This is a genomic window from Microbacterium sp. MMO-113 (assembly GCF_037148555.1).
GTDB lineage: Bacteria > Actinomycetota > Actinomycetes > Actinomycetales > Microbacteriaceae > Microbacterium.
The window spans coordinates 506681-527713 of record NZ_JBBCTD010000001.1 but is presented as its reverse complement, the minus strand read 5'-3'; the positions used below and the strand labels follow the sequence as shown (position 1 = coordinate 527713).

Genomic DNA, 21033 nt, shown 5'->3' with positions numbered 1-21033 from the left:
CGGAAAACACCGGTCAGAGAGCGCAGCGGAAGCCGATGTGGGTCATGGCGGTGTCCTCCGCCTGGGCCGACCGCGCCGCGGGGCGATAGCGGAGGCAGTATTCGGGGGCGCAGAGGTGCGAGCCGCCTTTGAGCACGCGGCGAGGGATGGGTGACCCGGGCTCGGACGACAACAGGCTCGCGCGCTGACCGGCGTCGACACCCGCCGCACCCGGCGGCACGTGGCGATGCGTCCAGTAGTCGTCCGTCCACTCCCAGACGTTGCCGATCATGTCGTGCAGGCCGTAGCCGTTCGCGGGGAACGAGGCGACCGGAGCGGTGCCGATCCACCCGTCTGCGCCGTCGTTCCGGTAGGGGAAGGCACCCTGCCAGGTGTCGGCCATGAGGGTGCCGTCCGGCTTCGTCTCCTGACCCCAGGCGAAGCGGGCACCGACGAGCCCACCGCGCGCCGCCCATTCCCACTCCGCCTCGGTGGCCAGGCGCTTGCCGGCCCACGCGGCGTAGGCAGCGGCATCGGGATACGCGACCTGCACGACCGGATGGTCGAGGCGGTCGTCGATCGACGACCCCTGCCCGAACGGGTGGCGCCAGGACGCCCCCGGCTCCCACCGCCACCACTGCCGCCAGTCGCGCAGGTCCACGGGGCCGGTGGTCGGTGTGAAAACCATGGCGCCGGGGACGAGGTCGTCCGGATGCACGCCGGGATAGTCGGCGGGGTCCATCGGCCGCTCGGCGATCGTGACGTACCCGGTGTCCTCGACGAACGCGGCGTACTGGCGGTTCGTCACGGGATGCTGATCCAGCGTGAACGCCTCCACGCGCCGCTCGTGGACTGGTCCTTCCTCCGGGTAGAACTCGTCCGACCCCATGAGAAGCGTTCCGCCGGGGATCTCGATCATCGCCGTCATGACCTCATGCTAGGCCTCGGCCCCCTCCGTTCGATCACTCACGCGACAGCATCGCCGCCGCCTCGAGTTCCATATCGAGATACTGCTCTGTGCTCACGTCCACCGCCACGCCCAGCAGCTTGCCGCCGGTGAAAGGGAACGGGTTGCGGTACTGGGCGCTCACCGGGTCGGCGCTGTCCCACCCCACGCAGAGACCGTCGCCGCACAGCGTGAACTTCCCGACCTGCGCCCGCATCGGACCCGACGCCACGGCGCGATCATCGACGTACAGCGTGGCCGTGCCGACGGACTCGCCGTGCTCCCCCGCTCCCTCGCGGACGAACTCCACGCCGAGGGTGTGCGGGCCCGGGGTGAGTTCGTCGGAGGAGAACGACTGCTCCGGCGGGATGCCGAGGAAGTTGTACACGTAGACGAGTCTGTTGTCCTTGAGGAACAGCGAGTGCCCGCCGAAGCGAGAGCCGTGGGCGAACAGCACGCCCTCCGCCCCCTCGTCGAGGATCACGTCGGCGATGATCTTGTAGGAGCGCCCGCGGATGTTCACCGCGACGCTCTCCGGCACCGCCGCGGTGCCGGGGAAGTACACGTACCGTTCCCGGGTCTCTTCCGCCTGAGGCCTGGGGACCGTGAGGATCTCGCGGGCCGACCGGTCGTCGAGCGGAAGCGCGAAGTTCGCCTCCGCCTCCGCGAACCACGCGGCGATGAGCTCCTGCAGCTTCTCCGGGTGGGTCGCGGCCAGGTCGTCCGACTCGGAGCGGTCCTCCGCCACGTGGTACAGCTCCCAGACGTCATCATCGAAGTGACCCTTGCCGCTCAGCGGCGCGTGCACGGCGGCGGCCTTCCAGCCGTCCTTCCAGATGCCCCTCGTCCCGAGCATGGAGTAGTACTGGACCGTCTTCGTCGTCGGCCCGTCCGGCGCGGCGTCGAAGGAAGATCGCATCGAGACGCCGTCGAGCGGTCGCTGCGGCACCCCACGGAACGACTCCGGCATCTCGATGCCGATCACGTCGAGCACCGTCGCGACGACGTCCACCGAGTGGTGGTACTGGTGGCGCAGCTCCCCCTTCGCGGCGATGCCCTTCGGCCAGTGCACGACCATCGGGTCGCAGGTGCCGCCGGAGTACTGGGAGTACCGCTTGAACATCTGGAAGGGGGTGGAGAACGCCGCCGCCCACCCCGTCGGGTAGTGGTTGTAGGTGTCGGCGGACCCGAGCGTGTCGATCATCGCGAGGTTCTCGGCGAGGTCGTCGGGATAGCCGTTGAAGAACTTGTTCTCGTTCACCGAGCCGTCCGGCGACCCCTCCCCGGAGGCGCCGTTGTCGGCGCAGTAGAAGATGATCGTGTTCTCCAGCTGCCCTGTCTCCTCCAGATAGTCCACGATCCGCCCGACCTGTGCGTCCGTGTACTCGGAGAAACCGGCGAAGACCTCGGCCATCCGGGCGAAGAGCCTCCGCTCGTCGTCGTTCAGCTCCGCCCACGGACGCACGTGGTCGGCGGGGTTCGCGGCGTCCTCCGGCAGCGGGTTGAACGGCGTCATCCGCGTGCCCTCCGGCAGCACGCCCTTCTCGATCATGCGGGCGAGCACCCAGTCGCGGTAGGCATCGTAGCCGTCGTCGAACGCGCCCTTGTACTTGTCGATGTATTCCTGCGGAGCGTGGTGCGGCGCGTGGTTCGCCCCCGGGCAGAACCACATGTACCAAGGCTTCGAGGGGTTCGACGCCTGCTGGTTCCTGATCATCGCGAGCGCCTGATCGGCGAGGTCCTTGGACAGGTGGTACCCCTCCTCCGGGCCGTACGGCTGCTCGATGAAGTGATTGTCCTCCACGAGGTCCGGGTACCAGTTGTTCGTCTCGCCGCCGAGGAATCCGTAGAAGCGGTCGAACCCGAGCTGCAGCGGCCACATCGAGCGGCTGCCGCCCGGAGCGATGTCCTCCTCCGGGACGTTGTGGTTCTTGCCGAGCCAGAACGTGCTGTACCCGTTCTCCTGCAGCACCTGTCCGATCGTCGCGCACTCCGCGGGAAGCCGTCCCGCGAAGCCGGGAAAGCCGTTCGTGCCCTCCATGATGACGCCGGCGCGGTTGACGTGATGATTTCGTCCCGTGAGCATGGTGGACCGCGTCGGGGAGCACAGCGCCGTGGTGTGCCACTGCGTGTAGGTGAGGCCGCCAGCGGCGAGACGGTCCATGGTCGGCATCGAGATCCGGCCGCCGTACGGCGACCAGGAGGCGAGCCCGGTGTCGTCGTAGAGCACCACGAGGACGTTCGGAGCGCCCTCGGGCGCCTTCCGCAGCTCGTACGGCGACCAGTCGGGACGGGAGTCGCGGACGTCCAGCCTGATCTCGCCCGCGAAGTCCGCATTGAATTCCGGCATCATCTCTCCTTCGCTCTGGGCGCGGCCGCGCGCGCCTCGATCCGAGTCTCCGGACCCGGCCTACATCCCGACAGGGGTCTTCACCCGGGCAGGGTGACCTCGGCGTCGGCGGCGTCCTCGACGACCGTGGCGGGCCCTGGGCGCCGCAGCAGCTCGACGAGGATCGTCAGCACGAGCACGCCGAGCGCCACGCCGAGGACGGCCCCGAAGGTGACCGGACGCGTCGCCAGAAGGATCAGGACCCCGATCGCCATCCCCGCGATGAGGATCGCACCGCGATAGCGGTCGACCGCCCGCCCGAACCGCCCGGTCGAGATCCCGCGCGCCTCAGCCGCGTCGCGCAGCGCCCCGAACCCGCTCTCCGTGACGCGCCGCACCGTGAGGGCGCTGCGGCTCGACCCGGCGAGCCAGGCCCAGAGCGCGATGAGCACCCCGACCAGAGCGAGCGCGACGATCGTGGAGCCGTGGAGCGCGGTGAGCTGATCGAAGAGCGATTCGGCCGCCGCGGCCGTCATGATCGACGGGCTGACGGCGCTGACGAAGAACCCGCGCCCGACGCCCATCCCGGCGGCGAGGAGGAAGAAGACGACGGCGAAACCCGCACTCGTCCAGAACAGCGCCCGCGGCCGGTTCACCGCGAGCAGCACGCCGAGGACGACGAGGCCGAGGACCACCCAGGGCAGCCAGAACCCCGCCGTCACTGCGATCTGGTAGACCGTGCGGACCAGCACCAGCGCGTCGGCCTGCACCACGGGGATGGTGCGATCGATCACCGGGATGAGGTCGGCCACCCCGGCCCCGCGCTCCGCCAGAGCCTCCTTGACCCTTTCGACGACCGCGCCCACGTCCACCGAGAGCACGCCGTCGTCGCTGAGTTCCAGCGCGGTGCCGGGCTCGTCCTGCAGGATCGCGACGGCGCGCTCGTGCGTGAAGCGCAACGTCTCCGCCCAGATGTCGGCGAACTGCTGCGACGAGACCACATCGTGCACGACGCCGTCGATCAGGGACGACAACCCCGACGCGGCCGGGGCTTCCAGCAACCCGAGGGCGGCTGTGGCACGCGGCGGGAGGTCGAGGGCACGCAGGCCGTCGAAGAGCTCGCCGACCACCGCATCCAGGTCGACCTGCTCGTCGATCGCCGCCGTCACCTGGTCGGCGACGAAGTCCTGCACGTCCGGGTCCTCGGCCAGCGGAGCGAAGGTCGCGACGAACCGGTCCGCATCCACGAGCTGCAGTCGGGCCCACGTCCCCATCGCCGCGATCGGCGCCAGGAGCACGGCGACGACGAGCACGATCCCGGCGATGATGCTCCGGGCCGAGATCCGGCGTCGAGGGCGTCGGAGCGCCTCGTTCTCCAGCTCCAGCGCGCGCAGTCGTTCCCGCAGGTCTTCGATCTCGCTCATCGGCGTCTGGTCTCGATCGTCGCGACGCTCAGCTCAGCAGCTTCTGCTTCGCGGCGGTGAACTCCTCCTGAGTCAGCACGCCGGAGGCCTTCAGCGATCCGAGCTCCTGAAGCCGGGCGATCAGGTCGTCGGCCGGTGCGGGAGGCGCGGCCGGCGGGCTCGGCGGCGGCGCATACTGCGCAGCCGCGTTCCGAGCCGCGTCGTCCAGCTGGGCCTGTTGCTGGGCGGCCTCGTACTGCTGCTGCTCGTACTCGCTCTGCGCACGGCGCTCCTGATGCCGCATCGCGGCTCCCTGCACCGCGGTCGCCGTCCCCGCGACCACCGCGGTCCGCGCGGCGAGACCGATGAGCCCCGGCCGACCGAATCTCCGCAAGGGCATGTCAATCACCTTCCTGTTCGAGGATGTCCATCACCGCGTTGACGACGGGAGCCGGAACGCGCTCGCTGCGCAGCACCTGGCCTCCCGCCTCGGCCACAGCCTGGGCGAGGGTCCGGGCGAAGAGGAGCTCCAGGACCACGACCGCCGCCGACCGCCCCGGTGGCACGACCTCGGCCAAGGCGCGGACGTCGTCCTCGCTCGCAAGTCCGGACACGATCGGCTCGAGGCCGTCGAGGGTCAGGGGCTCCTCAGCCTCTTCCCGTTCGAGGATCTCGAGCTCCCCGTCCGCCGTCCGCGTCACCAGCACGAAGTCCAGCACGCGCACCACGCCCGTCGACACCAGGTCGGTCAGCGCCCCGAACGTGGACGGATCCGGTCGATCACCGTCGAAGCCCACGAGATAGAACTCGACGGGTCCGAATCGGAACTCCTTCATGTCGTCACCCTTCATCCGCGGTCCAGAATGGCACCGCCATCGTCGCCCGCTCGCCGAATCCTCACCCGCTCCGGGTGAGGATTCGGGACTCCCTCTCCGCGCGGCTGTCACCATCGGAGGACGGAGCGAATCGAGGTGGCCATGAGGAGCCGGGTGCTGGGAGACGTGGCGTTCGTCGTGGTCGAGCTCCGCAACGCACACCCGGGACCACCCGTCCTCGAACCGCTGCTGCGTCAGGTCGAGGACGGCACGCTGCGCGTGCTCGACTTCCTCGTCGTGCGCCACGACGCCGCCGAGGGGCACCGCATCACGGAGGTCGACGGAGACGACTTCTCGCTCGCCGGTCTGCCCCTCTACGCGCCGGGCCTGATCTCCCTCGACGACGTCGGATACTTCCTCCCCTGGGTGCCGCAGGGGGCGGTCGCTGCGGTGATCCTGGTAGAACAGCGCTGGGACGTGCGCTTCGTCCGCGAGGTCGAGGACGGCGGCGATCGTATCCTGGCGACGCAGGCGATCCCCTCCGCGGTCGCGAACGCCGCCCTGGTGGCGACGCTCGGTGCACAGGCCTGACATCCCTCCCGACTCAGACCATGGCGTGCACGGCCTCCCGGCGGGATGAGACCCCGAGCTTCCGGTAGATCGCACGTTGGTGCGTCTTCACCGTGTTGACCGAGACGCGCAGCTCCTGGGCGATCTCCGGCAGTGTCCGTGCGGTCTGCATCTGATGGAAGACGTCGCGCTCTCGCTCCGACAGCCGGTCCGTCACTGACCCCACGGCGTCGACGGCGAGGCACTTCTCGATGAACTCCTCGAATTGCGTGCCGTGATGCACCTGGGCCTGCAGCAGGCGCCGTACCGCGACCTCCCGCGGGCCGAAGAGCACGACGAGGTTCTCCTGCGAGGCCAGGGCGAGCGCGGCCTCGCACAGGTCATGAGCTTGCTCGTGGTGTCCGGTCCCGCGCCGCAGCACCGCCGCGGTGATGAGCGTGGCGGCCTTGACGTACGACAGCTCGGAGGCGCCCCGCAACGATCGGAGCATCTCCAGCGCCGCCGCATGCTCCTCGGCGCGACGCAGGATGCCGGACAGGGCCACACCCACGAGCGGGAGGTCGGTGCCGCCCGCGTACTTCTTCGCGATGCGCAGCGCGCGCTCCCTCCGCCCCACCGCCTCCTCGAGCAGCGCCACCGACGATTCGCGGAACGCCGGCCATGCCACCCCCTGCACGACGTCGATGGGGAGCTCCTGCACCCCGATGGCGGCCCGACGACAGATCGCGGGGTCTCCCGTGAGCGCGGCGGCATAGGCGCCCATCATGCGCGCATGGCCGGCGAGATCCCGCCCGGAACCCGCCTCCTCGCGTGCCGCCTCGAAGATCCGCACCGCCTCCTCCGCCTCGCCGGACCAGTAGGCGACCCATCCGGCGGCGGCCTCGGCGCTTCCGCTCGCGAAGGTGTTCCGTGGAAGAACGGTGTCTCCGAGGCTCTCCTCCTCGGCCAGGACGGTCGCAGCCTCCGAGAGCCGACCCGAGGCGGCGAGGCCGTACGCCAGGTGACCGAGCGCGCGGGAGGTGAGGTCGCGGTCTCCCGCTTCCCGCGCCTCCCGCGCCGCGGCGGAGAAGTACTCGATCGCGAGATCCGGCGCCTCCCGATTGCGCAGCGCTGTCCATCCGAGCAGATGGTTGAGGGCCACCCGGCCGCCGTACATCCGGTCGTCCTCGGCCTGGAGGAGCGCGCGGATCTCGGGACCAGACACGGCCGTCTCGGCGGAGGACTCCGCCAGCAGCAGGCGGACGATGACCAAGACCGCCGGGTCGCCCGTGCCCGGCGTCCGATCGAGGAGCGCCTCGGCTCGGCGACACAGCTCTCGGGCGACGCGATGGTCTCCGAGGATATCGCTGGCACCGGCCCGCACGAGGAGGAGCTGTGGATCATCCGGCGTGTCCCGCAGGAGGGAGATCGCCGTCCGCTCGACGTCCCCCGCCGACGCGCCGACCACGAGCCCCAGCCAGTGGCGGAGCAGGATGGCCCTGGCACCGACGGGGTCCCCGGCGCGGCGCGCATGCGTCACGGCGGCGATCGGGTCCGTACCCTCCAGAGCGCGGGCGGCGCGGCGGTGCGCGGCGGCATACCTGTCGGCATCCGTCCGCGCGAGGTCGGCACACCGACGGGCGAACGCCGGATGCCACCGATAGATCGGGCCGGTCGGGCCGTCGAAACGGTCGAGGAACAGGCCGAGTCGGACGCAGCTCTCGAGGAGCTCGGCGGCGTCCCCCCTCGCCGTCACCACCGCCGCGGTCTCCGGGGTCAGCTCCGCGCAGACGGTGCCGTCGAGCACGAAGTCGGCGAGTCCCGGCGGCAGCGCAGCCAGCACGTGCTCGCGGACGTACTCGCTGAGGAAGGAGGATGCCGTCGACCCGGCGGTGGACGGCAGGGCACCGCCCACGAGCACGAGCCGGACCGCGATGGGCCACCCGCCGGTCTCCTCTCGGACCGCAGTTGCGTCGAGTCCGCCGGGGAGGGACAGCATCAGACGGCGGATCTCCTCGGTGGAGAACCGGAGCACGTCGACGCCGACGAACGATCCGGGGTGCATGAGGCGGTGTCGGGACAGGGTGACCTCGATCAGCGTCGTGCCGACGAGGACGAGACGGAGACCGTCCGGAGGCTGGTCGGCGAGCAGGCCGAGCAGCCCCTCGCGCCAGCCCTCGCCCGCGCGGTGCGCATCGTCGACGATGAGGTGCACCGGATGCTCGGCATCCTGCAGCGCCGCGCAGATCTGCCGGTAGGCGCGGACCGGGTCCTCGACGTCACGGGGCACGGCGAATGTGCGGCCCGCGCGGTCGGCGGCGAGGGCCAGCGCATTCATGACCCCGGACGTCAGCAGCGCGGGATCGTCGTCCGAGGCGCTCAGCGTGAGCCAGGCGACGTCGTCGCGCGTCGCAGCCCAGGCCGTGGCGGCCGTCGTCTTGCCGTAACCGCTCGGTGCGCTGAGGACCGTCACCCCGTCGGCGGCCACCGCCGCCGTGATCGCTGACATCACGCGTTCCCGCGGGAGGACGCCGATGGGCGGGGCGGGTGGCCGGAAACGCATCGTCGGTCCCGGCCTCGTGGAACGTACGGGAGGCGACATGGCAACACGAAACCACGGGTCCGCGCCCCCTTCCAGGGGGTGAGCCCGCAATCACCCGGATGAAAGTGCCGGGGGCTACGCTGGCGGCGTGACCCCGCTCTCGACTCCTCCCGGCCCCGCGATCTCACCTGCTCTGCGGACCCTGCTGATCCTGGCGGCGAGCGCGATCGTCCTCGCGGGCGTCTCGCTGGCGCGTGAGGTCTTCGGCCCCCTGGCCCTCGCGATCGTCATCGTCGTGATCTGCGAGCCGATCCGTCGGCCCTTCCAGCGCCCTGGCCGACCCGCCTGGATCGGGACGACGGCCGTGATCGTCCTCGCCTACGTGATCCTGCTGGCGATGGCGGCGCTGCTGTGGCTTGCCGGCACCCAGTTCGCCCGACTCGTCGGCGACCTGGCGTCCCAGGACGGCCTCGTGCGCGCCGCCGATCAGGTCGTCGCCTGGCTGCAGTCCCTCGGGCTGGATCAGGAGGCGGCGGATGCGGCCGCCTCGATCCTCGATCCCGAGACCCTGCTCGGTGTGGCGGGGAGCCTGGGCAGCGCGGTGCTCGGCGTCGCCACCGCCCTGTTCTTCGTCTGCGCCTACATCATCTTCCTCGCAGCAGACGCAGCCCGATACCGGACCGCGCCGGCGCTCTTCGGCACGACGCACGGCCCGGTCCTGCGGCGCATCGCCCATCTGCAGACGGGGGTTCGCCGGTACTACGTCGTCAACGCCGCCTTCGGCGCCGTCGTGGCGATCATCGACGGCCTCGCGCTGTGGTGGATGGGCGTCCCCGCCCCGGTGGTCTGGGCGATCCTCGCCTTCGTGACGAACTTCATCCCGAACATCGGCTTCGTGCTCGGTCTCATCCCGCCCGCGATCCTCGCCTTCGTGGTGGGCGGCTGGCCGTTGCTCCTCGGCGTCATCGCCGTGTACTGCGTGGTGAACGTCGTGCTCCAGGTGCTCGTCCAACCCAAGTTCGTCAGCGACGCGGTCGACCTGAGCCTCACGTTGAGCTTCTTCTCCGTGATCTTCTGGACCTTCGTGATCGGGCCGCTCGGCGCCATCCTGTCGATCCCGCTGACCCTCCTCGTACGCGCGCTCGTCCTGGAGGGCGACCCGGGATCGACCTGGGTGCGCTGGGTCAGCGGCGACCGCACCGCTCTCCCCGAGCCGTCGCCGACGCCGACGGCGCCCGCGGCGCCGACTCGACGCCGTTTCCGCCGACGCTGACGCCGCGCGCCGCCGGCACCGCACCGCGAAATCACCAGGGCGAGGTTGCCCGCCGCTCTGGTCGTCGCCGTCCGACGATGCCATCGTGAAGCCGGACACCACCGGCGACGAAGGGAGAGCGCATGCCGCGTCCGCTCGCGGGCCTGACCCGACGCAACCTCGTCACCGAGCTGACCGCGGGAGTCACCCTCCTGGCGATCGCCATCCCGCTCAACATCGGCTACGCCCAGATCGCCGGGCTCCCCGCGACCGCCGGGCTGTACGCACTGATCGTCCCGACCGTCGTCTACGCGCTCGTGGTGTCGTCGCGTCAGCTGGTCGCCTCTCCTGACGCCGCGGCAGCCGCCCTGGTGGCCTCCTCGATCGGCGGCCTGGCCGTCGCGGGAAGCGCCGACTACGCCACCCTCGCCCTCGCCCAGGCCATCCTCTGCGGAGGGATGTTCCTGCTGCTCGCCGTCTTCAAGCTCGGCTTCCTGGCGAACTTCCTGTCCACGCCGATCCTCGTCGGCTTCGTGGGCGGACTGGCGCTGGACATCATGGTGAGCCAGATCGCGAAGATGCTCGGGGTGAAGATCGACTCCGGCGCGGAGTTCGTCGACAAGGTCGTCGCACTGGTCACCGGACTCCCCTCGCTCAACGGCTGGTCCGTGCTCCTCGCCGCCTGCTCCGTCGTGGTTCTGCTCGTCGGGCAGCGCTACCTCCGGTCGGTGCCCTGGGCACTGATCGTCCTCGTCGCGACGACCGTCGTGGTCGTCCTCACCGGCCTCGACGGACGGGGCGTGGACGTGCTCGGCGAGGTCCCCGCCGGCCCTCCCGCGCTCACCTGGCCGATCATCGACTGGTCGCTGTGGCTCGCGCTCGTCCCTTCCGCAATCGCCCTGACTCTCGTCACCACGGCGGAGGGCCTGCTCGTCTCGCGCTCCTACGCCGAGAAGCACCGCTACCCGTTCCATGCCAACCGGGATCTGCTGGCGTTCGGCGTCGCGAACGTCGCCGCCGGCGCGCAGGGCAGCTTCGCCGTCGGGTCCTCGACCTCACGCACCGCGGCGATGGATCAGGCGGGCTCGCGCACGCAGCTCCCCGCCCTCGTGCTCGCCGTCGGGACGCTCCTGCTGCTGCTCTTCGGCACCGCGCTGCTCGCCGACATCCCCTCGCCGGCGATCGGGGCCATCGTCGGCGTCGCGATCATCCCGCTCCTCGGCATCCGCGACTTCGTCCGGTTGTGGCGCCTGGACCGGTTCGAGTTCGTCATCGGCGCGGTCTGCTTCCTCGTGACCCTGTTCGTAGGCTCGATCGCAGGAATCGTCGTGGCCTTCGTGCTGGCCCTCATCAACCTCGCCCAACGCGCCTCCCACCCCGCCATCGATGTGCTGGAGGCCTCGGGCGACCCCGGCGAGTCCCTCCTGGAGGACGCTCCTGCGGGCACGACCACGGCACCGGGGGTCATCGTCGTCCGGCTCGCGGCTCCACTGTTCTTCGCGAACGGCGCCGTGTTCTCCGCAGCCGTCAAGGAGGCCGTCCGCGCCGCCGGCCCGTCCGCCGTCCACCACGTCGTCATCGACATGGAAGCCGTCACCGACGTCGACGTCACCGGGGCCGAGGCGTTCCAGGCGCTGCGGGAGTGGCTCGACGCCCAGTCGATCCCGCTGGCCTTCAGTCGCGTCCGCCCGAACACGCTCCGCCGCCTCCGCGCGCTGGGCCTGCTCGACCGGGAGCCCGTGTACGCGACCAACCGCGCCGCGATCACCGACCTCGCTCCGACCGATGCCGCTTCGCCGGCTCCGAACAGGAAGGGCAGCTGAATGGGTGCCGTCATCGGGGAGATCCTCCCCCTCGCCGTGGGCGTCGCGATCAGCCCTGTGCCGATCATCGCCGCCATCCTCATGCTCCTGTCCCCGAAGGCACGGGTCACGAGCGTCGGCTTCTTGCTCGGCTGGATTGCGGGCATCGTCCTGGCGGTCAGCGTCTTCACCCTGTTGTCGGCGGTCCTCCCCGAAGAGGATCCCGATGCCTCTCGTCCGATCCGCGGGGTCATCCAGCTCATCCTCGGAATCCTGCTGCTGGTGCTGGCGGTCGGTCAGTGGCGCAAGCGCCCGAAAGCGGGGCAGCCGGCGGCCCTGCCGTCGTGGATGAAAGCGATCGACACGATGTCCTTCGGCACGGCGCTCGGCCTCGGACTCCTCCTCTCCGCCGTGAATCCGAAGAACCTCCTCCTGGCGGCCGGAGCCGGGATCGACATCGGCAGCGCGTCGCTCGACGGGGGTTCCACGATCCTCGTGATCGCCGTCTTCACGCTGATCGGGGCCTCGACCGTGCTCGTGCCCGTCATCGGCTATCTCGTCGCCGCCGCACGGCTGCGCGCCCCGCTCGATGCGCTGCGGGGATGGCTCGCCGCCGAGAATGCGGTCATCATGGCCGTGCTGCTGCTCGTGATCGGCGTGTCCTTGATCGGCAAGGGCATCGGCAGCTTCTGAGCGCGCCGCGCGATCGCAGGTGACCGGCGAGGGGGAAGAGCATCATGGGAGAGCTCGTCGTCGCGCTGCTTCCCGTGCTCCTCGGTGTGGTGCTCAGCCCCCTGGCCATCATGGCCCTCGTGGCGGTTCTGGTGTCCCGGCACCCCCGTACGAACGGCATCGCGTATTTGGTCGGCTGGCTCCTGGGACTGGGCGGGCTGCTGGCTGTCTTCCTCTGGGTGTTCCGAAGCACCGCCGTCCACGAGCAGTATGAGCCTCCGCTCTGGGTTCCGCTCGTCCGCCTGGTGCTGGGGCTCTTCCTCACCGGCGCCGCGGTCTGGGTGTATCGAAAGGGGAGGGCCCGGATCGCGGCGATGGCCGGTGCCTCCTCCCCCCGGGAGGTCGTGGCCGCATCGCCTCAGCTCCCGGGATGGCTGCACTCGGTGGAGACCTTCCGCCCGGGGCGCACGTTCCTGCTCGGTCTCGCCCTGTTCGTCCTCAATCCGGTGGATGCCTCCTGTGCGGTCATCGCCGCGCTCGACATCTCCCTCGCCGATATCACCCCTGCCGCGACCGTCGGCGTGACGGTCCTGTTCGCCGTACTGGGCACTCTGCCCATCGCCGCCCCCGTGCTGTTCGTCGTCGCGCGCGGGGTCGGTGCACGACCGGCGCTGGAGCGCCTGCGCAGCTGGGTCGCCGGCAACACACATGTCCTCAACGCCGCGATGCTGCTCGTGATCGGCGTCTTGCAGCTGGACAAGGCCCTCACCGCCCTCGTCTGATCGGCGTGCCCTCTCCGGCGGAGATCACCCGGATGAACGCGGCCCTGAGCCCGTGACCCGGACCTGACCCGGCAGTACTGTGCGGGAAAGGCGGTTCGGCAGAGATGAAGGAGATGGACATGGCCCGTGACTTCCAGGGCAAGATCGAACTCGACGTCCGCGACTCGGAGGCCGACTGGGAGGCCTTCCTCCCGGCGAAGGCACCCCAGGGGGCCCCCAACGTCCTGGTGGTCCTCTACGACGACACCGGGCAGGCGGCCTGGTCGCCATACGGCGGGCGGATCAACATGCCCACCATGGACCGTCTTGCGCGGAACGGCCTGACGTACGCGCAGTGGCACACGACTGCTCTCTGCTCGCCGACCCGCTCCACGTTCCTCACCGGACGCAACCACCACTCCAACGGGTTCGCGACGATCTCGGAGTCCTCCACCGGTTTCCCGGGGTACAACTCACATATCCCGGCCCACAACGTGCCGATGGCGCACCTCCTCCGAGACGCCGGATGGTCGACGTTCTGGGTCGGGAAGAACCACAACGTGCCCATCGACGATTGGACGGCCGGGTCGAGCAAGAAGAACTGGCCGCTGGCGCAGGGATACGACCGGTTCTACGGATTCATCGGCGGAGAGACCAACAACTGGTATCCCTCCCTCGCCGAGGACAACCACTACATCGATCAGCCCTACTCACCGGAAGAGGGGTACCACCTCTCCAAGGATCTCGCCGATCAGGCACTGAAGATGATCCGCGACAGCAAGCAGACGGAGCCGGACAAGCCCTGGTACCTGTGGTTCTGCCCCGGCGCCAACCATGCTCCGCACCACGCGCCACAGGAGTACATCGACAAGTACAAGGGCGCGTTCGACGACGGCTACGAGGCGTATCGAGAGTGGGTGCTCGCGCGGATGATCGAGAAGGGCATCGTGCCGGCGGACACCGAGCTCACGCCTCTGAACCCGATGGCGGAGGGCACGTACTCGGCGGCCGACCACGTGCGCCCGTGGGCCGAGCTGAACGAAGAGGAGAAGGCCATGTTCTGCCGGATGGCAGAGGTGTACGCCGGCTTCTCGGAGTACACGGACGCCCAGGTGGGGCGGATCATCGACTATCTGGAGGAGTCGGGGCAACTCGACAACACGATCATCTTCTACTGCGCCGACAACGGCGCTTCCGGCGAAGGCAGTCCGAACGGCTCGGTCAACGAGGGCAAAATCTTCGGTGGCTACCCCGACTCGCTCGAGGAGAACCTCCGTCTCGTCGACAAGCTGGGTAGCCCCGACACCTACAACCACTACCCGACCGGATGGGCAGCCGCGTTCTCGACCCCGTACCGCATGTTCAAGCGGTACGTCTATCAGGGCGGCGTGTGCGATCCGCTGGTGATCCATTGGCCTGCCGGGATCTCGGCGCGCGGCGAGGTGCGCTCGCAATATCACCACTCCACGGACATCGTCGCCACGATCCTCGATGTGTGCGGACTGAGCCTGCCCGAGACCTACAACGGGGTGCCGCAACGTCCGCTCGACGGCGTGTCGATGCGGTACAGCTTCGATGCGGCCTCGGACGGTCCGACGCAGAAGGAGACGCAGTACTACGAGATGTTCGGCAACCGCGGCATCTGGCACCGGGGATGGAAGGCGGTCACCGAGCACGGTCCCGTCAGCGGCAAGGGTGACTACGAGAACGACCGGTGGCAACTCTTCCACACCGACGTCGATCGCGCAGAGGCCCACGACCTCGCCGCGGAGCACCCCGAGAAGGTGGCCGAACTCACCCGTCTATGGATGGAGGAGGCGAAACGGAACGATGTCCTCCCCCTGAACGATCTGGCGATCCTGACGAATCCCGAGGACTTCGACCTGTTCATCAACCACATGGAGTTCCACCAGCCCGCCCCGCCATCCGGGCAGTACACCTATTACCCGGGCACGACCGAGATCCCGGAGCGCTCCTCAGCCAATGTGCACGGTGTGTCCTACAAGGTCGCTGCGGACGTCGACCTGACACCCGCCAGCCAGGGGGTGATCTTCGCGCAGGGTTCACGCTTCGGTGGTCACTCCCTCTACATCAAGGACGGTCGCCTCACGTACTGCTACAACTTCCTCGGCGTGCCCCCGCTGTACCTGATCTCCGCGCCGATCGCCCTGACCGGCCGCCACGTGCTGGGCGTCGAGTTCACCAAGCAGAGCATGGGAGAGCACCGGGAGGGCCTCGGTCCGCTGGCGTTGTACATCGACGATCAGAAGGTCGCCGAGGAGCAGATCCGCACTGTGCTCGGACACTTCTCGCTCTCCGGTGAAGGACTGTGCATCGGCTACGACAGTGCGGACGCCGTCTCGCCCGAGTATCAGGGACAGCGATTCGAGTTCCGCGACGGGGAGATCAAGAAGGTCGTGTTCGACGTCGCCGACGACGCCTACCTCGACCTGGAGGCGCACCTGGCGGCGGCCATGGCCCGCGACTGACGACCGGCGGCCGTCCAGGCCCTCAGAGCAATCCGAGGGCCTGGGCGGCCGCTGTCACGCCATCGCGATCCGAGACCCCGAGCTTGCGGTAGATGTTGCGCACATGCGTCTTCACCGTGTTCGGGGAGATGTACTCCTGCTGGGCGATCTGGCGGAGCGTGGCATTGCGACTCAAGGCGCTCAGCACGATGCGCTCACGCTGCGTCAGCTCCTCCTCCACGAGCACACCGGCGGCGGCGAGCCGCTCCCGCACCCGATCCGCGAAGTGCGTGCGGGCTCCGGCCGTCGCGCGGGCCGCGAGCAGGCGGGCGACGACGGGGCCCGCCTCGGCGACCCGGCGCACATGCTCCTCCGGCTCCGCAAGGGCGAGGGCGGTGGCGAGCGCGAACTGCGCCCGGTCCGGCTCCCCGTCGTGCACGTCGAGCTCCGCCTCCACCAGCCAGGCGTCGATCAGCGAGGCCGGGAGCAGGCACGGGACGGCACCTTCCAGCACCGGCGCCAGCGCGCCGCGGGCGATGCCATCGCGCCGGTCGTGCACAGCGGCGATAGCCCGGAGCACGAGCACGTCTCCCGTGTCCCCCAGCGCATCCTCGATGTCGGCGATGAACCGGTCTCGGAGCGTCGGCTCCCCCAGCCGATCGAAGGCGTGCACCGCGAAGGGCCCCATCATGGCGTACCAGTGCGGCGGAAGCGGCAGATCGTCACGGGGAGTAAGGGTGGCGAGGAGCCGCACGGCCGCGTCGTGGGGATCGGCGCCCTGCTCTGCACCGAGCAGCGCGCGCAGCCCTTGCAGGCCCCGCGCGATCGCGGTCTCCCCGCCCTCGGCGATCACCCGCGCCGAGTACTCCAGGGTCTCAGGCCCCTCCAGGATCTGCATGCCCTCGTAGGGGCCCCAGAAACGCCACACCCTGGTCACCTCGAAGAACGGGCTGTCCGGCTCACCGAGCTCGTGCCAGCGGCGTTCCAAGGCGGCTCCCGCCTCGATCGCGTCACGGAGCCGGCCGCGGAACAGCACGCCGGTGGCGAGGACCGCCTCCGCCTGCAGTTCCGCCGCGCGGGCGCCGATCGCTCGAGCGAGGTCACCGGCACGGCGCGCTGTCGCCTCCGCCTGGTCGAGTCGTCCCACATAGAGCTTCGCCGTCGCGGCCTCCAGAATGGCGTAGGTGTCGAGCTGCTCCTCTCCGCTGAGGTCGTGGAGATCGGCTCCAGCGCCGTCGAGAGCCTCGGCGATACCGCCCCGCCGCAGCGCCGCGTGCACGTCGATCCCGCGGCGCCAGCGACGGTCGGCGTCGGACTCTCCCGCGCCCACGGGCGGCACGATCACGGCGGCCGACGGATCTCCGCAGGACAGCTCCGCTGCGGCGACGAGCATCCGGACGGTGGGCACGGCGCGCAGGGCGGTCGGCAGCTCCGCCATCACTCGCCGCACCGTATCCGCCCGGCCGTCCAGCACGAGCTGCATCCCGCAGCGCCGCAGGACGCCGGCCGTGCAGGCCGTCTCCCCGCCGCGGACGGCGTGCTGCAACGCGAGGAGGTGCTGCCCATGCTGCGCGAACCACTCCGCGGCACGCCGGTGGAGCCGCTCCTCGCGGTCGGCACCGCCTTCCCGCAGCCGGCTGAGAAGGAACTCCCGCAGCAGCGGCGGATAGTGGTAGCGGGACGGATCCTCGGCGTCCGGACCCGCGACCACATTGAGGCGGAGCAGTCGGTCGATCGTGGCGGTGATGGAGTCGGCCCCGGAGAGCACGGCGGCGAGCTCGGGGGTGAAGCGGTCCACGACCGCGGTCGTCTCGAGGAAGGAGCGCAGCTCGCCATCGAGGTCGGCGAGCACCTCTTCGACGAAGTAGTCCGCCACCTCGGGGGCGTCCCCGCGCAGCGTGGGCCCGAGGACGGTCTGCGCCCCGGCGGCGTCGAGCATCATGAGCTGCAGCCCGGTCGCCCAGCCCTCGGTACGGGCGAGCACGGTGCTGACCTCGCCCTGAGAGAGCCGGAGACCTCGCGCGCCGAAGAAGGCGCGGACCTCGGCCGGGGTGAAGGCGAGCGCACGGGCATCGAGTTCGAGGGCCACGCCGGCGATGCGGCGTCGTGCCAGGGGGATCGCCCGCGTCCCGCGCCCGGAGAGCACCACGTGCACGGTGCCGGGAGCGCTCTGCACGAACGTCGAGAGCAGTTGGGCGGTGTGCTCGTCTTCGACTCGGTGGACGTCGTCGATGACGAGGACGATCCGGTTCCTCGCCTCGCGGAGAGCTCTGGCGAGCGCACGCGCCGTCGTCGCGGAACGCACGGCGGGCACAGCCGCGAGCGCGTCCTGGAGTCCGGGATCGTCGATTCTCTCGAGGGCGCCGCGCAGGAGCGGCAGGTCCGCCTCGCCGCGCTCCAGGGACACCCACACGAGGTGGATACGGGGATCGGCACGCAGACGCTGCGCCCACTGCGACAGCAGCCGGGTCTTGCCGGATCCTGCCGGCGCGCTCACGAGCGTGAGCGTCCACGGCCCGTCCATCGCGGCAGTCAACCGCGAGAGCAGGCGCTCTCGACGGACCTCGCCCTTCATCGGAGCGGGTTCAGAGCTCTCGCTCGTTCCCGCCGTTCTTGCACTGTGCAGCACTCGAAACCCCCCGATTTCGACCTTGCTCCCCCTGGCGGGCAGTCTATTGCACAGTGGGAGCGGTCCCGCAAGAGGTGCTCACTCGGAGACGTCCGCCCGCGACGGCCGTCGCATCGCGAGAAGCGTCGGCACGAGGACGCCGAAGAACAGGGCGAGAGCCACTCCCAGCAGCGTCTCGAGGGTCCGTTCGAGGAACCGCGACGTCGGCGATTCGTCCGACGTCGACAGCAGCAGGGTGAGCACGAGAAAGGTCGTGAAGGCCGGCGCGACGTACCACCGGCTCTCCTGGACTGCGCCGAGACACCCCACCACGACACCGATTGCGAGCCCGATCGCCACCCCGCTCGGAGACAACAGGGCGAACCCCGCCGCGACCAGCGCCCCGACGAGCACCGACGCCGCCCGACCGACGCTGCGGAGGACGAGCTGGCCTCGCACCGGACGCATCACCAGCAGCACGGCGCCGGTCGCCCAGCCGACGTGCTCGACCCCGGTCGCGAAGCCGATGGCCGCCGCCGTCGCGGCGGCGGCACCCAGCAGGAACCCGTACATCAGCAAGGCGCGCCCCTTCGGCATCGATGCCGCAGCCCGCACGCTCGCCTCGTGTTCCGGCCAGAGCAGGGCGATGAGCCACGCGTACACCGAGCCGGCGACGATCGCGCCGGCCAGGAGGACGGTCGTCGTCGACAGTGGGAAGCTCAGACCGATCCCGACCATGGGCAGGACCAGGGTCAGGGCCAGCTGACCGGCGCGCTCCCGCGCGGCGAGCATGCTGGCGAGGACCGCCAGCACAGCCACGGCGAGCACGGCGAGGACCGGCACGAGCGCGAGCGTGGCACCGAGAAGGAGCCCCAGCGCGACCAGCGTCCCGAGCACCGGGATCGCCGACCGGGCCCGCCGACGCGCCGGCAGTCCCATGGCGGCCGCGGGAAGGACGCCGATGCTGAGGGCCAGGGCGACAGCGGGATCGAACGGCGCGACCGCCATCGCGGGCACCGCGTAGAGCACGCCGAGACCGAACCGCGACCATCGCCACGTCACCCCGGCGCGTGCCGCCATGCCCGCCTCGCTCTCCGGTTCCGGCTGCGGTCGGGCATCGTCTCCCCTGTCTCGATCGCCCCGTGGTTCTTCCGTGCCGTCAGCCTAGGCAGGCGGTGGCCGCACGTCACCGCTCATCGGCCACTTCACCCGGGTGAACGCCGCCGCTCCTCGCGGTCCGCCGCGGCCCGGAGCCCGACACCGACCGAGGGGTGCACGCGTCCGTCCGCCGCCAGGGCGGAGTACCACGACGTCCGAGCCGCGACAGCGGTCGCGTCCGCAGGCAGAGCCGCGAGATGGAGCTCCACGCCGAGCTGCGCCAGCTCCCGATCGAGGGCTTCGAGAGCGTCGAGCACGGTGATCGACATCACCACCTGCTGCGGCAGTCCGAGCACGAGCGTCCGCACCGGCTCGGCCTGCGCGGCGACGGTCTGCACGATGAGCCGCCGATTGGCGAGCGCGTTCGCCGTGTAGAGCCCCCGCTCGGGCTCCAGCCCGAGCGCGCTCCCCCGCCTCCCCACCACGCGGACGCGAGGGATGTTGAGCTCTCGCAGCACGAGCACCAGCGTCACGACGACGCCGACAGCCACCGCGGGGAGGAGCCCCGCGGTGAGACCGATGGCCGCCACGGAGGTCGCGACCCAGAAGTCCATCCAGCTGATGCGCGCCCAGCGCACGAGCTCGGGGATGTTGACGAGTCCGGCCACCGCCGTGAAGACCATCGCCGCGAGCGTCGCCTCGGGCAGCAGGCTCAGCACGGGAGCGAGGAACAACGCGACGAGGACGGCGAGCCCGACAGTGGTCAGCGTGGCCAGCTGGGAGCGCGCACCGGCGCCTTGGTTGACGGCGCTCTGCGAGAACCCTCCCGCCGCGGGCATGGCCGCGAAGAAGGCACCGACCGTGTTCGCCGCACCGGTCGCGAAGAGCTCCTGGTCGCTGTCGATCTGCGGCTCCGTCGCCTGGCGCAGGCTGCGTGCGACCGCGGCGGACTCCAGGAAGGCCATGACGGCGATCGCCAGCGCTCCGGGGACGAGTGCCGCGGCCTCGGACAGGTCCGGGATCCCCGGAACGGGAAGACCACCGGCCACCGGGGCGATGAGGTCGACACCGAGATCGTCGATCCGTCCGACACCCACGAGCAGCATGCCTGCGGCGACGACGACGAGAGTGCCGGGGATCCGCGGAGCGAAGCGTTTGAGGAGCAGGAGTGTGGCGATGGATCCCGCCGAGAGCAGGAGCGTCGGGGTGTTGACGCTGTCGAGCGCTTCCCCGACGGCGACCAGGGAGCGGATGAAGCCGTGGCCGGAGAAGTCGAAGGACTCCCCCAGGAGCTTCGGGAGCTGCCCGACGGCGACTGTCGCCCCCACCCCGATCTTCAGCCCGAGCACAGTCGCTCCGCTGATGTTCTCGACGAGGGATCCCAGCCGACACGCCCGTGCCAACAGCAGCACCGCTCCCACCAGGAGGGTCAGCATCATGAGCGCGCCGATCGCGTCGTCCGCGCCCGCGGCGACGCCTGCCGAGACCAGCGTCGTCGCGGTGAGTGTCGCGATGGTCGATGTCGTCGAGACGCTCATCGACCGACTGCCACCGAGGAGGGCGTACACGAGCATGGGGACGATACATGTGTAGAGGCCGACCTGCACCGGGAGATTCGCGATCGTCGCGTAGGCCATGGCCTGCGGAACCACGACCGCACCCGCGGAGAGCCCGGCCAGCACGTCGCGCACGATCCAGCGGCGCTGGTAGCCGTCCAGAGTGCTCAGCAGCCACGGTGGCCGGTGCACTGTGCTCATGGGACTCCCTCCGCCGTCGAGGGAAGCGTACTGCCGACGCTCCGGGCGCGAC

15 protein-coding genes are annotated in these 21033 nt (G+C 70.2%); 6 read left to right on the top strand and 9 right to left on the bottom strand.

Features of this window, described 5'->3' with window-relative positions:
* Positions 1-13 precede the first annotated feature (13 nt).
* From WFJ36_RS02440 to WFJ36_RS02420, 5 genes are all read right to left on the bottom strand, one after another.
* Entirely contained in the window at positions 14-898 is an 885-nt protein-coding gene (locus WFJ36_RS02440) for a formylglycine-generating enzyme family protein (RefSeq protein WP_396654718.1), read from the bottom strand.
* 43 nt (positions 899-941) lie between these two features.
* Complete coding sequence (locus tag WFJ36_RS02435; RefSeq protein WP_336642572.1) at positions 942-3275, bottom strand: arylsulfatase; 2334 nt, start codon at positions 3273-3275, stop codon at positions 942-944.
* Between the two features lie 80 nt (positions 3276-3355).
* A complete protein-coding gene (locus tag WFJ36_RS02430) occupies positions 3356-4678 on the bottom strand; it encodes a hypothetical protein (RefSeq protein ID WP_336642571.1) in 1323 nt (440 codons plus the stop codon).
* Positions 4679-4706: 28 nt separating this feature from the next.
* Entirely contained in the window at positions 4707-5057 is a 351-nt protein-coding gene (locus WFJ36_RS02425; RefSeq protein WP_071328342.1) for an SHOCT domain-containing protein, read from the bottom strand.
* A gap of 1 nt (position 5058) precedes the next feature.
* Positions 5059-5493: a DUF6325 family protein gene (locus WFJ36_RS02420; RefSeq protein WP_071328735.1), complete on the bottom strand. Its 435-nt coding sequence runs from the start codon at positions 5491-5493 to the stop codon at positions 5059-5061.
* Between the two features lie 153 nt (positions 5494-5646).
* On the opposite strand from WFJ36_RS02420, the gene WFJ36_RS02415 reads away from it, so the two are divergent.
* On the top strand, positions 5647-6063 hold the full coding sequence (locus WFJ36_RS02415) for a DUF6325 family protein (protein ID WP_071328341.1): 417 nt from the start codon (positions 5647-5649) through the stop codon (positions 6061-6063).
* 13 nt (positions 6064-6076) lie between these two features.
* Here WFJ36_RS02415 and WFJ36_RS02410 read toward each other — a convergent pair whose 3' ends face one another.
* Entirely contained in the window at positions 6077-8530 is a 2454-nt protein-coding gene (locus WFJ36_RS02410) for a LuxR C-terminal-related transcriptional regulator (RefSeq protein ID WP_336642570.1), read from the bottom strand.
* 181 nt (positions 8531-8711) lie between these two features.
* Here WFJ36_RS02410 and WFJ36_RS02405 point away from each other — a divergent pair, with 181 nt between their 5' ends.
* From WFJ36_RS02405 to WFJ36_RS02385, 5 genes are all read left to right on the top strand, one after another.
* A complete protein-coding gene (locus WFJ36_RS02405) occupies positions 8712-9836 on the top strand; it encodes an AI-2E family transporter (RefSeq protein ID WP_336642569.1) in 1125 nt (374 codons plus the stop codon).
* Positions 9837-9958: 122 nt separating this feature from the next.
* Positions 9959-11638, top strand: a complete 1680-nt coding sequence (locus tag WFJ36_RS02400; RefSeq protein ID WP_071328339.1) for a SulP family inorganic anion transporter — start codon at positions 9959-9961, stop codon at positions 11636-11638.
* Complete coding sequence (locus WFJ36_RS02395) at positions 11639-12310, top strand: GAP family protein (RefSeq protein WP_071328338.1); 672 nt, start codon at positions 11639-11641, stop codon at positions 12308-12310.
* A 44-nt stretch (positions 12311-12354) separates the two neighbouring features.
* The gene (locus tag WFJ36_RS02390) at positions 12355-13071 is read left to right on the top strand and encodes a GAP family protein (RefSeq protein WP_292789279.1); all 717 of its coding nucleotides are present in this window, start codon (positions 12355-12357) and stop codon (positions 13069-13071) included.
* 119 nt (positions 13072-13190) lie between these two features.
* Positions 13191-15539 carry an arylsulfatase gene (locus tag WFJ36_RS02385; RefSeq protein WP_336642568.1) on the top strand — a complete coding sequence of 783 codons (2349 nt, stop codon included), beginning with the start codon at positions 13191-13193 and terminating at the stop codon, positions 15537-15539.
* A gap of 22 nt (positions 15540-15561) precedes the next feature.
* Here WFJ36_RS02385 and WFJ36_RS02380 read toward each other — a convergent pair whose 3' ends face one another.
* The 3 genes from WFJ36_RS02380 to WFJ36_RS02370 form a co-directional block, all read right to left on the bottom strand.
* Positions 15562-18093 carry a LuxR C-terminal-related transcriptional regulator gene (locus WFJ36_RS02380; RefSeq protein WP_336642567.1) on the bottom strand — a complete coding sequence of 844 codons (2532 nt, stop codon included), beginning with the start codon at positions 18091-18093 and terminating at the stop codon, positions 15562-15564.
* Positions 18094-18225: 132 nt separating this feature from the next.
* Complete coding sequence (locus WFJ36_RS02375) at positions 18226-19206, bottom strand: FUSC family protein (protein WP_336642566.1); 981 nt, start codon at positions 19204-19206, stop codon at positions 18226-18228.
* Between the two features lie 125 nt (positions 19207-19331).
* Entirely contained in the window at positions 19332-20981 is a 1650-nt protein-coding gene (locus WFJ36_RS02370; protein ID WP_336642565.1) for a SulP family inorganic anion transporter, read from the bottom strand.
* Positions 20982-21033 lie beyond the last annotated feature (52 nt).

What these genes read in the sequence shown, in the direction of transcription:
- WFJ36_RS02435 (WP_336642572.1), bottom strand. Translation starts at nt 3,275, where the DNA reads ATGCCGGAATTCAATGCGGACTTCGCGGGCGAGATCAGGCTGGACGTC.
- WFJ36_RS02380 (WP_336642567.1), bottom strand. Translation starts at nt 18,093, where the DNA reads ATGAAGGGCGAGGTCCGTCGAGAGCGCCTGCTCTCGCGGTTGACTGCC.
- WFJ36_RS02375 (WP_336642566.1), bottom strand. Translation starts at nt 19,206, where the DNA reads ATGGCGGCACGCGCCGGGGTGACGTGGCGATGGTCGCGGTTCGGTCTC.
- WFJ36_RS02410 (WP_336642570.1), bottom strand. Translation starts at nt 8,530, where the DNA reads ATGTCAGCGATCACGGCGGCGGTGGCCGCCGACGGGGTGACGGTCCTC.
- WFJ36_RS02425 (WP_071328342.1), bottom strand. Translation starts at nt 5,057, where the DNA reads ATGCCCTTGCGGAGATTCGGTCGGCCGGGGCTCATCGGTCTCGCCGCG.
- WFJ36_RS02440 (WP_396654718.1), bottom strand. Translation starts at nt 898, where the DNA reads ATGATCGAGATCCCCGGCGGAACGCTTCTCATGGGGTCGGACGAGTTC.
- WFJ36_RS02385 (WP_336642568.1), top strand. Translation starts at nt 13,191, where the DNA reads ATGGCCCGTGACTTCCAGGGCAAGATCGAACTCGACGTCCGCGACTCG.
- WFJ36_RS02370 (WP_336642565.1), bottom strand. Translation starts at nt 20,981, where the DNA reads ATGAGCACAGTGCACCGGCCACCGTGGCTGCTGAGCACTCTGGACGGC.
- WFJ36_RS02420 (WP_071328735.1), bottom strand. Translation starts at nt 5,493, where the DNA reads ATGAAGGAGTTCCGATTCGGACCCGTCGAGTTCTATCTCGTGGGCTTC.
- WFJ36_RS02400 (WP_071328339.1), top strand. Translation starts at nt 9,959, where the DNA reads ATGCCGCGTCCGCTCGCGGGCCTGACCCGACGCAACCTCGTCACCGAG.
- WFJ36_RS02390 (WP_292789279.1), top strand. Translation starts at nt 12,355, where the DNA reads ATGGGAGAGCTCGTCGTCGCGCTGCTTCCCGTGCTCCTCGGTGTGGTG.
- WFJ36_RS02395 (WP_071328338.1), top strand. Translation starts at nt 11,639, where the DNA reads ATGGGTGCCGTCATCGGGGAGATCCTCCCCCTCGCCGTGGGCGTCGCG.
- WFJ36_RS02430 (WP_336642571.1), bottom strand. Translation starts at nt 4,678, where the DNA reads ATGAGCGAGATCGAAGACCTGCGGGAACGACTGCGCGCGCTGGAGCTG.